Raw genomic sequence first — 12,069 nt, forward strand, 5'->3', positions numbered from 1 at the left:
GACCATCTTGATTGCCTCACCCTGTTCTCGCCTCTGTGCCTAGCCTAGCCAATTGTCTCCTCTTTCTCCAGCTAGTTTTGCCGCCCTAGAAAAAAAGCGATCGCCTCACGGCGAAGGAGAAAGGGCCAAGAAAGATAAAGCGCTAAGGGCTAAGGGACTAAGAGCTAAGAAGAATACTCGGCAAAACGCAACAGACCCGAAAACCGAAGAAGTCGTTGCGGGAGTCACGCGAGCTGTAGCCGCGAAAAGCAGAACGGCAATACCTACGGCCGTCGATCCACGAACCACCCCGCAGCAGCTTACTTAGCTTATCTTTATCCTTACTTGTCCGTGCACTGCCGTCCTCCGGTGCGCCCTCGTAATTCTCGTGCCAATCATCCTCGCACCACTCATCTACATTTCCATGCATATCGTACAGCCCCCAGCGATTGGCCGGATAGGTTCTTACATCGGTTGTTTCTCCCACTGATCGACCATAATTAGCCACCTCCTTGGTCAGCATCGGGCCAAAGTGATAGGCGGTTTCCGTATCTGCCCGACAGGCATATTCCCACTCTGCCTCACTAGGTAATCGATAGTCTTTCTTCGATAATTTCGATAACCGCTGACAAAATTCTTGAGCATCCTCCCAACTCACTCGCTCCACTGGTCGCCGATCGCCCTTAAATTTTGCGGGATCTGGTTTTAGTTCATGATTAATCGGTTCACTAGTTTCCACCACCGCTTGCCACTGGGCCTGGGTCACCGGCGTTTGCCCCATACAAAACTCCGCCACCTGCACCCGATGCTGCGGTCGCTCATCATCATGACTATCCGGTTCACCCTCCGGCGCGCCCATCATGAACTCCCCCGCCGGAATCCGCATCATGATGAGCTCCACCCCGTCCGGCAGGTGTTCTCGATAAGCCTGATTGCGGCGCTTGTAGCGACGGAGCGTGAGGGTATCAGAAGCAGAAGTCACACCATCACCATAAATCGAGTATCTTCGGGCAGCATCCTCATACCAGAATAAGAGTTCTCTGAGGTATCCTGCAACCATGGCGGCTAGAAGCTGCTCCTAGACAAAACCCGCCTAAACGGGTTCTGTCTGAACTCTTGGAGTAGCCCTAGTTTCAACCATCTGCTGTGAACGTGTCGGTCAACGCTTCAGAGCTGCCTCACCCCGACTGTATAGCTCACGGGCATAGTCCGTCCAAGTGCCTTGCCCCCAATATCGGAAGCAGCTTGTTTCCACCAACATCACATAGAGCAACGCTTCTTGATAGTCAGCACTGCGGGTGATTAAGGGATCTTCTTGAACCAAGCGATCGTATTTTTGGTGGAAAAGCGCACTCAGTTGGTTCATAGGCCCCAACACATTTTCATAGCCCTGCACCCAGCTCAAATCATTCGTCCAGGATGCACCGTCCATGCTGAACTGATGATCATTGGACTTGAGATCTTGAATCGCTTGTTCCACCGCGTCTGACGTGGCATGGTCAGGATCTACCCGTTGCCAAATCTTATGTTGATGCACCGCTTGGCAAACCGGATAATCCTCCGGCGTTACCCCAGCCGCCGCCAGCAGTTCCAGATATTCTGTACCATTCAGACCCACAACGCCCTCAACACCGCGTCCATGATCCTTGAGCTCAGACCACACTGGATTGAAGCCCCGAGGAAACTCATTCATCATGACGCCACCATTTTCCCCATCGGCGATCTGCGTGACACAGCAAGGAACGGAGCGATCGCCTAGCTGCTGCCGACCGCGACCCTTGGCTTCATGGTAGGGCTGCATTTGCGCCACCAGTTTTGTATCCGAGCCTTGGGTTTTAATCAGCGCCGTAATGCTGATCGTCTCACCCTTAGAATTACGCGCTACCAAACGGTTGGGCAGATATTTATCATCATGCCATACCCCCGAACCATCCAGCCGTTCCACCGAATGCTCCTGCACCATCAACCACTGATAGCCACAATCCTTCAGCGCTTTAATGTATTCATAGAGCGTATCGGGATGGTTGGGTAAATGCATTTCTGGAGGCGAAAAGCCCTTCACGCGCCGCAGGGCATCGTAGCCAAAGAGGGATGCAAAATAATGTTGCCAAGCCTGAATCTGGAGCTTGATGTCTGGGATGGGCGTTGAAGGCACCACCGCATGGCTCCACATGGTGCCTAGCCATTCCACATAGGGTTGATAGTGGCGATCGCACGTTATCTTCTTGAGATGATCCAATACATCATCGCGACCCATCTGGCGCAGACCCCAGAGGAGATTGCCAGAATAATCCAGCATAATACGTGGATTATAGCCATCGTTGACTAAGTTAGGAATAAATTCACCCATGCGTCCATAGCACCAGGCAAAGACTCCCGCATTATGATTATCTCCATCATGGGGATGCTCAAACATATGCTGCAAATTGCAGATAAGTTCGCCATGGGCCCCGGCCGGGATAGTGGGTTGGTGCATATGCAACGCGCAGGCAAACGCTGCCGTCACATCTTCCAAGCGAATTGTGGTGTCGGGTAAAAAAACTGGGTCATTGTGCTGCACAACTGACGAAATATCAGCTTCCCAACCACAAATATTCGGCAGACCTGACCGAGTATCGCTGAGGGTCGGTCGGTTGGAAGACGATACGGATGCGATCATATGAATGTTCCTTTGTTCTCTGTACGCGGTGCTGACTCCTCGCCACACTGCGAATAATGCCGCTCATGCGTGATGCGATAACAACACTCGACTAGCAGATCCAGTGCCTGAAGCGGCGTTGATAGGCTATGTCATGCTTATTCCCTTTGAGGATCATAGGCTACTTTCCTGGCCAGCATGACGCGCCGGTCATAAAGTAATGTCAAGTGTTTTTGCGATCGCTCCATACTGCTTCAAATTGAGCAGTGCTTCTCTCAGTAACCTTGTCCAGGTAGCTTCTGGGATGTCCAAGAGCGATCGCCCTCTGCAGCGCCGTGGTTTAACCGCCGATCGAAAAGAATCCCATCACAAAAATGGACAGCAACAGCCCTGGGCTGAGGAGCAAAATCAGCGTAAACAGTTCACCAGATTCCATAGATCTATCCTTCAAGGTTCATAGTGTGGTCGTGCTTCCATCATGACCCATGAAAGCCGGTGGTTTGGGGCAGCAATCTTTAAAGAAATGGGAAAATCCTAGGATAGCCAAATCTCTATGACCATCATTCAAGCCGCCAAAAACGTCACGATTCTTTTCTATATACTACGAAACTTAACAAGACTACAGGACTTAAAACATCCAGGGGATAGAGTGTGAGATCCTGAAGGCAGTCCATGACAGTGAATCGTGTCTAGTTAGGATGGAGTGAGAGATGACATCAACGGTAATTATTACGGGTGCCTCGTCAGGAGTAGGGCTGTACTCTGCAAAAGCCCTAGCTAAGCGTGGGTGGCACGTCGTCATGGCTTGCCGCAACCTGGAAAAAGCGAAGGCGGCAGCGGAAGAGGTCGGGATGTCTGCCGATAGCTACACCCTCATGCATATCGACTTGGGCAGCCTCGACAGCGTGCGTAAGTTTGTGGATGATTTTCGCGCTAGCGGCAAGACCCTAGAAGCGCTGGTGTGTAATGCCGCTATCTACATGCCGCTGATCAAAGAACCGCTGCGATCGCCCGAGGGTTATGAGCTGACGATGACCACCAATCATCTGGGGCATTTTCTGCTCTGTAACCTGATGCTGGACGACCTGCAGCGATCGCCCGCTGCGGAGAAGCGTTTGGTGATTTTGGGAACCGTGACCCACAACCCCGATGAACTGGGCGGCAAGATTCCGCCGCAGCCCAACCTCGGCAACTTCGAAGGCTTTGAGAAAGGGTTCAAGGATCCGATTTCCATGGCAGATGGCAAGGCCTTTGAGCCGGTCAAAGCCTATAAAGACAGCAAGGTGTGCAACGTTTTGACCATGCGAGAGCTGCATCGTCGCTTCCACGAATCCACAGGCCTTGTCTTTAGTTCCCTCTATCCGGGCTGTGTGGCCGAGACGCCCCTGTTCCGCAACCACTACCCTCTCTTCCAAAAGCTATTCCCGCTGTTCCAGAAATATATCACCGGCGGCTACGTATCTCAGGAACTGTCTGGTGAACGGGTGGCGGATGTGGTTGCCGATCCGGACTACAACCAGTCTGGCATGTACTGGAGCTGGGGCAACCGCCAGAAGAAAGGGCGTAAGTCCTTTGCCCAGCGGGTGTCGCCCCAGGCACGGGATGATGAAAAGGGTAAGCGGATGTGGGAGTTGAGTGCTCGTTTGGTGGGGATTGCGGAAACGGCTAATCTCTAACACCTCGCTGCATAGATCTCGTTGCATAGATGGTCATCAGTTCGTGGGTTGGGGATGATCTCAGCCCACGGCTATTAGCGTTATGAACCTTTGCGTGCATCCTCCGCCCATAGATGATGGCCATCACTAGTGCAAGTCAACGATTTGTACTGCTAGTTGTGGAAAGTGATAGTAGGGTGGATATCATGGCGGTACTAGGATCAAACAGGAGCGATCGCATGTTACCGACTGTCCGACCATCCCGATTCATCTGGGGATTAGCGTTTGTGTTCATTGGTCTGTTGGCCGGCTGCCAGGGGGCTAATGATGGCACAACCGCCGTGGACTCCGCTCCCAGCGCGCCAGCAGAAAGTTCAGCCGATGCACCTGAGGCACCTGATACACCTGATGCGTCTGAGGCCCCTGAGGCACCTGAGGCACCTGAGGCCCTCAATCCGCTAGACTATCCCCCCGTAGCCACCCTACAGCAGTTCACGGCGGGCGATCGCGCTTGCTATGCCACGGTAACTGACCCGGATGGCGTGGAGACTGAGCAATTTGCCAGCTTTGAACTCTGCGATCGCACCGATCTCATTGGTCAATCCGTGCAGCTTACCTACGAATCTACCCCGATCATGGCGGCATCCTGTCAAGGTGACCCAGCCTGTGAAGAGTCGGAGTTGGTATGGCTGATTACGTCCATAGAACTCGTGAGTTCTTCAGCTCCGCCCGTCAGCGATCGCTTGGTGGGGATTGCGGAAACGGCTCATATCAAACGTCTTGTTGCATAGATCTCGTTGAATGGATGATGTCCGTGGGCTGGGGATAACCTCAGCCTGCGGCTATTGGTTTTGGGAGCCCTTTCCTGAACCCCTACTCGTGGACGCTATCCCTTGTTCAAATCTTTTATCTATCCTGTCTATCGGTAGAGAATGATGGCTAGGTGGATATCATGGCGTTACTAGTATCAAACAGGAGCGATCGCATGTTACCTACTGTCCGACCATCCCGACTCATGTGGGGATTAGCGTTTGTGTGCGTTGGGCTGTTGGCGGGCTGTCAGACGGCTAATGATGGGACGACCGCCGTGGATGCAGAGACCAGCACGCCAACAGAAACCCAATCGGATGTGCCTAATGCCCTCAATCCCCTAGACTATCCCCCCGTGGCCACCCTACAGCAGTTCACGGCGGGCGATCGCGCTTGCTATGCCACGGTAACTGACCCGGATGGCGTGGAGACTGAGCAGTTTGCTAGCTTCGAACTCTGCGATCGCACCGATCTCCTGGGTCAATCTGTGCAGCTTACCTACGAATCTACCTCGATTATTGCCGCATCTTGCCAAGGTGATCCGGCCTGTGAAGAGTCGGAGTCGGTATGGCTGATTACGGCCATGGAACCCGTGAGTTCTCCTGCTGCCCCCGTGAGCGATCGCCCTACTGAAAGCGATGCTGAAAGCGATCGCCCGGCTCCTGCTTCTAGTCCAGCCGCACCCAGCCCAGCCGCTCCCCCACCAGCGGTGACCGAGGTGCCGTCGATGCTGTTCGACAACGCCGACCTAGGGGTCTGCACAGATTTCCTCGATGAAGAGGTGGCGCGGGAACAGTCGCAAATCTATGCTTTGAACAGCGAGCAGTATCTTGTAGAAGTGCTGTGCTTTATGGCCGCCTACCAAGGCAGCTATGAATATTGGCTGTATGAACCTGGGACAGAAGCGATCGCTCCTCTGTCGTTCCAAGTATTCTATGAAGATGGGGAGGGTGCTTGGCAATCGGTTCAAACCCAGCCCCTCGCAGGTCTTCCCACCTACGATCCTGCCCAGCAACAGTTAACGCTGTTCACCAAGTATCGCGGTGCAGGAGACTGTGGCTCCTATGCCAACTATCAATGGCAGGGATCGAGCTTTGAACTGGTAGAATTTCGCGCCAAAAGCGACTGTGACGGCGTTGCCCTGGATGTGGAAGATTATCCGGTGATTTATCCCTAGGGTTGGGCGATCCCGTCTGGGATTTCCTGCTGTTGCTGCTCTCTGAATCAAGGTAGGCAGGGCGATCCCGATGGGTTGGAAGACTAGGGTGAGGAAGACCTGCCTTTTCTAGGCTGACTTGCACAGCATCATCTCGGGCGATCGCTCCCTCAACCATGCCGCATCGCGGCAGATGTCTCGGTGCGCTAACAATTTTCCGGACACGATGACAGATCCCACGGCAAATCGTAGTGTGAGACACATCATGTAGGGAACTAGACTTGTTATAACAACTTCCAATCCGGTCAATCCCAGGTACCTAGGATCGTGACCGGGATCGTGGAGCTGTGCGTCTGAGAAACCCCTATGACCTACCAACCGATTCAGCTTACCGAGAGCCAGATTCAGCAATTTCAGGACGATGGTTTCTTGATCGTCGAAAATCTGCTGCCTCCTGATCTGCCCGATCGCTTGATTGACCGCATGGAGCGTTTGTTCTACGGCGAATTTGAAACCGGTATCTATCCTGACGAATGGTATTGGCGTCAAGGATTGAGCTTACCTGACGTGACCCGAGAAATCTGCAATGCCTGGAAGTGCGATCGCACCATTGCTAGCCTAGTCTTATCTGCAGAACTAGGACGGCTCACGGCCACCCTGGCCGGTTGGGATGGGGCCCGCATTGGGCAAGACAGCATGTGGATTAAGCCACCCAGCGCTAAGGCTGTCGCTATGCACCAAGATGGAGCCTACATTGACTACCTAACGCCGCCCCACATGATGACCTGCTGGATTGCCCTGCAAGATGCCAGCTTGGCCGATGGCACCCTGGTCTATGCTCGGGGTTCCCACAAATGGCCCTTGGTGGACGTGGCCGGTGAATTCCATGCGCCCACCAAAGACTACCGCTGGGCCATGCTGCAGGCCGCGGAGCAGGCCGGGGTGCCAGAGCCGGAACTGGTGGTGGTTAATGTACCGGCAGGGGGCTGTGGTTTCCACCATGGACGTACCTGGCACGGCCTAGCTCCCACCACCCGCACCGATCGCACCTTCCACAGCATTGGTTTACACACCATTCCCGCCCATGCAGCCTTCCATCCCACCAATCCCGCTGGCTATATCTATGGTCGCTATAAACGGGTAGGCGATACCCGCATGGACGAGTCTTTCTTTCCTATCCTATGGAGCAACACGGGCGATCGCTCCCCCTTTCTCGCAGACTATTGTGCAGATGCCCTCAGCCCCAGGGATGTACCGATCTCCCTAGGATAGGTGGGGTCTCAGTCAAGGTTGTCTTGAGGAAGGCAGCCCTATGGCAGAATGGGGAGGCAACATACCTGTTGATCAAAAGTCCATGACCCAAGCAGCCCCAGCATCGTCGCCCCGACCGTTACATCTAGCGATTTCTGAGACATTGCTGGCGGAAATAGAAGACGGTACCTATGCAGCGGGCGAACAACTGCCCAGTGAATATCAACTGATGCTGCGCTTTGAGGTGAGCCGGATTACCATTCGCCGGGCGATCGCTAACTTAGCCAGTCAAGGACTGGTGGAGGCTCAGCGCGGCCGTGGGGTCTTTGTGAAAGAACAGCATAAGGTTGCCTATCGGCTATCGAATCCTCTGGTATTTTTTGAGGAAGATCTGGCCCGCCAAGGGGTGACCAGTTCGATTCATAATCTTTCCTTTGACCTGATCCCGGCTCCGGATGAGGTGAGTCAATGTCTACATTTGCGGCAACCGAACCCACAGGTCTATCGACAAATCAAAATCCTGTTGATTAACCAAAGTCCGGCGGCGGTAGATACTAGCTATATCTTACCTGATCTGGGTGAACGTTATTCGGAAGAGCTTCAGCAGCAGATGACCTTCCCCACTCTAGAACAGCATGGCATCGTGATCGAACGTATAGAAGCGACGTTTGAAAGTAGCCACGCTAATGCTGAACTCAGTCAGTATCTAGACATGCCCTTGGGCAGCCCCTTACTTACCTATCGCTACACCGCCTATACCCAGGGCGATCGCCCTATTGTGTGTGGTGCTGCTCCATCCCGAGGCGATCGCTTGCGGTATTCAGTAACCCTCAGCCGTACTCCATCGCTAGATGAGGAACGCTATCGGAAATTCTAGACCTCCGAAAAGTCTGGTGACTCTATAACCTGGGCGTAGATGAACCTGCTCGTAACTGCTCAACAGCCCATACATGACCAAAATATTCATGCCATAAGTATTTTTTACCTGAAATCTTCGAGGGCCGGCATCAAAGCCAAGTAAGAATTGACCTGGTTCGCAACGGTGCCACGGACTATCATAAGAAACATGTCGGCTCAGTCACTAGGTTCTCAGGATGTGCGACAACAGTAGGTATCGCATCAATAGCAGGATCAAGGGAACATGGCATCACTCCATCAGCCTGTTTGGACATTGACCGCTGAAGCAGTGTACGAATCCCTGGGAACAAGCAGCCAGGGGCTATCTGAGTATGAAGCCGCTGAACGATTGAAGAACTTTGGCGTCAATGAACTTCCAGCCCCAGCCCAGCGTCCGCTCTGGCTGCGGTTTACGGATCAGCTCACCCATTTTATGGCCCTGTTGCTGTGGGTAGCGGGAATTCTGGCTTTCGTATCTCATACCCCGGCCTTGGGATGGGCTATCTGGGCCGTCATCATCATCAACGCTATGTTCAGCTTTTGGCAAGAGTTTCAGGCCGAGCGGGCGCTGGCGGCCCTGAAAAAAGTCTTGCCCATGCAGGTCAATGTTTACCGAGATGGCACATTGCAGCAGATTCCAGCTAAGGAGTTGGTGCGAGGAGATGTCATGCAATTGGAGGAAGGCGATCGCATTTCCGCAGATGCCCGTCTAGTTTCTGCCGAAAGCCTATATGTCGATGTCTCCGTGTTGACTGGAGAATCGCTGCCTGTTGCCCGCAATGCCTACCCTGTCAGAATGCGGGAGGCAGTCTCGGTGCGGGCAGGAAAACCCCTTCCCCGAGCAGGAGAGCATCCCCTTCAGGAACGGGTGAATCCTGCAGAAATTGCCAACATGGTGTTGGCAGGGGCAACCGTGGCGGCTGGACGAGCTGTAGCCGTTGTTTATGCCACGGGTTCTCAAACCGAGTTTGGCCAAGTTGCTCACCTCACCACTGTTATTAAGCGAGAACCCAGTACTTTAGAACGTCAGGTCGCGCGAATTGTGCGGATTATTACGGCGATCGCGATCAGTATGGGGGTTACCGTCTTTTTATTCAGCTATTTGCTCATTGGCATGAACGTGACGGAGAGCTTTATCTTTGCCATTGGTATTATTGTAGCTAATGTGCCGGAAGGACTTTTGCCGACCGTTACCTTAGCCTTAGCCTTAGGCGTACAGCGCATGGCTAAGCAAAATGCCTTGGTACGGCGACTGTCTGCCGTTGAAACCCTCAGCGCCACATCTGTGATCTGCACGGATAAAACCGGTACGTTAACCAAAAATGAAATGACCGTGCGTCATCTTTGGATTCCTTGGCAACCTCAAGATATGTCTGATGAACCACACCTAGAAGATAGCGTTTCTCCTCATTTAATTGACGTCACCGGAGCAGGCTACGACCCCACCCTAGGTAAGGTGCAAATGCCGGCTGATTTTGCCGCTGCGTGGAAAGTTCGTCTGCTACTAATCGGTGCAGCCCTTTGTTCCAACGCCCGACTCATTCATCCCTCTCCCAGCCGTTGGCAAGAAATTGGAGATCCAACCGAAGCAGCCTTATTAGTCGCAGCAGCTAAGGCAGGCTTGAACCTACATGCATTGCAGGAACAGTTTCCTAGACTGCGAGAGGTTCCCTTTGATTCTCGACGACGCATGATGACCGTGGTGCTAGACTGGCGCTCATCGGATCTTTGGACAGCGGCAGAACCTTATCTTGCCATCACCAAAGGCGCTCCCCTAGAGGTGCTGCGTCACTGTCATTGGATGGTGCGGAATGGTAGCATTGAAGCGCTCGATGAAGATGAAGTGATTGCTGCCAACGATGGGCTGGCACGGCAAGGATTTCGAGTGTTGGGGCTGGCAGCCCGGCGCGGCGATGATTCATGTCTTACCCTGCGCGCCCAAGAGCTAGAGCAAGATCTTATCTTTATCGGATTAGTTGCCATGTTTGACCCACCTCGCCCTGAGGTGCAGGGAGCGATCGCCCAGTGCCATCAAGCCGGCATCAAGGTGACGATGGTGACGGGAGATTATGGGCTAACTGCAGAAGCGATCGCCCGCAAGATTGGGCTGGTTGGGAACAACGATCATCCCCATGATCGGGTACGAGTTGTGACTGGCGACGGCATGGGGCATCTGTCTGATGCTCAGTTGCGGCAGATTTTAAAATACCGTTCTGCCCTAGTCTTTGCACGCATGTCTCCCGAACATAAGCTGCGTTTAGTGCAGGCCTACAAAGATATGGGCGAGATTGTGGCCGTCACCGGGGATGGTGTCAACGATGCCCCTGCCCTAAGAGCGGCCCACATTGGCATTGCCATGGGCATGAATGGCACCGATGTGGCTCGGGAAGCAGCCGATATTGTGCTGACGGATGACAACTTTGCCACGATTGTCAGCGCTGTGGAGCAGGGACGCGCCATTTATCAGAACATTCGCAAGTTTATGACCTATATCCTGGCCTCCAATGTGCCAGAAATTACGCCCTTCTTAGCGATGGTGGTGCTGAAAATTCCACCGGCACTGACTATTTTACAGATTTTAGCCGTGGATTTAGGAACTGATATGGTGCCAGCCCTGGCCCTAGGGGCAGAAGATCCTGAAACAGGTATCATGTCTCGTCCTCCTCGCAAGAAACAAGAGTTTTTACTCAATCGTTCCCTATTGTTCAGAGCCTATGGCTTTTTGGGCATCATCGAAGCAAGTTTATCGATGCTAGGGTTCTTGATGGTTTGGTGGAGCTATGGCTATTCTCTAGCCGATCTGCAAACGGTCACCCCGATGATTTTGAACCACACGGCTGATCCAGCTATCGCTGCTATCTATCGCCAAGCTACAACCGTTACGTTAGCTATCATTGTCGCTTGCCAAGTCGGTAATTTATTTGCCTGTCGATCTGAATGGGTCTCAATCTTTCGCCTCAACTGGACAAAAAACCGACTGCTGTGGGTTGGCATTGGTGTAGAGTGTGTTTCCCTACTCTCGTTTATCTATGTGCCGTTTCTCAGAGAGATCTTTACTACCCTGCCTCTAAACCTCTGGCAATGGCTGATCCTCCTTGCTTGTCCACCGATCTTGCTAGGCGCAGAGGAACTGCGAAAAGCTATCCTAGCATCATCTCGCCGCGCGCATTCAGATAAGCATGAGGTTAGTACACCCAACGCTTGAGAGTATCCCAGCAGCGATCGCTTCCTGTTAAGCCACGGTCTACGTTGACTCAGACAACCCGCCCTTGAGATGAATCACCCTTGCTCTTCATCTCAAGTTTACAGCAGGCCAATGAGGAAGAGGGAGACCGACGCAAAAATACTGATGACTAAAAAAGCAGCTGCATATCCCCTCCTCCTTCCTAGCTTGGTGACTGAAGTTTCAATTCTAGTGGAGTGATTTCGGATGGTATAAATTTTATTTGCATAGAGATTTTATCAGTAGATATACGCATATTTTGGATTCTAGAAGCAATAATTAGGTTAGACGAAAAGCGATCTGTAGCTCATACTTAAAATGTTAACTTTGCGTGATCGATGAATTGTCATAGTGTCCGATCATTGTGGATGGGCTTGACAGTCACGGCTTTGCTGTATGGGATGAGTTCGCTTATGTTTGAGATAAATTTAACAGAATGCCTGAAAACTCCTCTCGTCTG

General features: G+C 52.7%; 8 protein-coding genes. 6 read left to right on the forward strand and 2 right to left on the reverse strand.

Features of this window, described 5'->3' with window-relative positions:
• Positions 1–157: 157 nt before the first annotated feature.
• Both JUJ53_RS19700 and JUJ53_RS19705 read right to left on the reverse strand, forming a co-directional pair.
• Entirely contained in the window at positions 158–961 is an 804-nt protein-coding gene (locus JUJ53_RS19700; protein ID WP_343327996.1) for a formylglycine-generating enzyme family protein, read from the reverse strand.
• 177 nt (positions 962–1,138) lie between these two features.
• Positions 1,139–2,638 (reverse strand): glycosyl hydrolase family 57, encoded by a 1,500-nt coding sequence (locus JUJ53_RS19705; protein WP_204153739.1) that lies wholly within the window; start codon positions 2,636–2,638, stop codon positions 1,139–1,141.
• A 689-nt stretch (positions 2,639–3,327) separates the two neighbouring features.
• Here JUJ53_RS19705 and JUJ53_RS19710 point away from each other — a divergent pair.
• The 6 genes from JUJ53_RS19710 to JUJ53_RS19735 all read left to right on the forward strand — a co-directional run bounded on the left by JUJ53_RS19710 (position 3,328) and on the right by JUJ53_RS19735 (position 11,591).
• Entirely contained in the window at positions 3,328–4,293 is a 966-nt protein-coding gene (locus JUJ53_RS19710) for a protochlorophyllide reductase (protein ID WP_204153740.1), read from the forward strand.
• 218 nt (positions 4,294–4,511) lie between these two features.
• A complete protein-coding gene (locus JUJ53_RS19715; protein WP_204153741.1) occupies positions 4,512–5,063 on the forward strand; it encodes a hypothetical protein in 552 nt (183 codons plus the stop codon).
• Positions 5,064–5,257: 194 nt separating this feature from the next.
• Positions 5,258–6,259 carry a DUF1176 domain-containing protein gene (locus tag JUJ53_RS19720; protein ID WP_204153742.1) on the forward strand — a complete coding sequence of 334 codons (1,002 nt, stop codon included), beginning with the start codon at positions 5,258–5,260 and terminating at the stop codon, positions 6,257–6,259.
• A gap of 345 nt (positions 6,260–6,604) precedes the next feature.
• A complete protein-coding gene (locus JUJ53_RS19725) occupies positions 6,605–7,510 on the forward strand; it encodes a phytanoyl-CoA dioxygenase family protein (protein WP_204153743.1) in 906 nt (301 codons plus the stop codon).
• 40 nt (positions 7,511–7,550) lie between these two features.
• A complete protein-coding gene (locus JUJ53_RS19730) occupies positions 7,551–8,366 on the forward strand; it encodes a GntR family transcriptional regulator (RefSeq protein ID WP_239125227.1) in 816 nt (271 codons plus the stop codon).
• 264 nt (positions 8,367–8,630) lie between these two features.
• Positions 8,631–11,591, forward strand: a complete 2,961-nt coding sequence (locus JUJ53_RS19735) for a cation-transporting P-type ATPase (protein WP_204153744.1) — start codon at positions 8,631–8,633, stop codon at positions 11,589–11,591.
• Positions 11,592–12,069: the final 478 nt, after the last annotated feature.

Source organism: Leptolyngbya sp. CCY15150 (genome assembly GCF_016888135.1).
Taxonomy (GTDB): domain Bacteria; phylum Cyanobacteriota; class Cyanobacteriia; order RECH01; family RECH01; genus RECH01.

Coding starts and splice junctions, on each gene's coding strand:
- JUJ53_RS19705 (WP_204153739.1), bottom strand. CDS start 2,638: ATGATCGCATCCGTATCGTCTTCCAACCGACCGACCCTCAGCGATACT.
- JUJ53_RS19710 (WP_204153740.1), top strand. CDS start 3,328: ATGACATCAACGGTAATTATTACGGGTGCCTCGTCAGGAGTAGGGCTG.
- JUJ53_RS19715 (WP_204153741.1), top strand. CDS start 4,512: ATGTTACCGACTGTCCGACCATCCCGATTCATCTGGGGATTAGCGTTT.
- JUJ53_RS19720 (WP_204153742.1), top strand. CDS start 5,258: ATGTTACCTACTGTCCGACCATCCCGACTCATGTGGGGATTAGCGTTT.
- JUJ53_RS19725 (WP_204153743.1), top strand. CDS start 6,605: ATGACCTACCAACCGATTCAGCTTACCGAGAGCCAGATTCAGCAATTT.
- JUJ53_RS19730 (WP_239125227.1), top strand. CDS start 7,551: ATGGCAGAATGGGGAGGCAACATACCTGTTGATCAAAAGTCCATGACC.
- JUJ53_RS19735 (WP_204153744.1), top strand. CDS start 8,631: ATGGCATCACTCCATCAGCCTGTTTGGACATTGACCGCTGAAGCAGTG.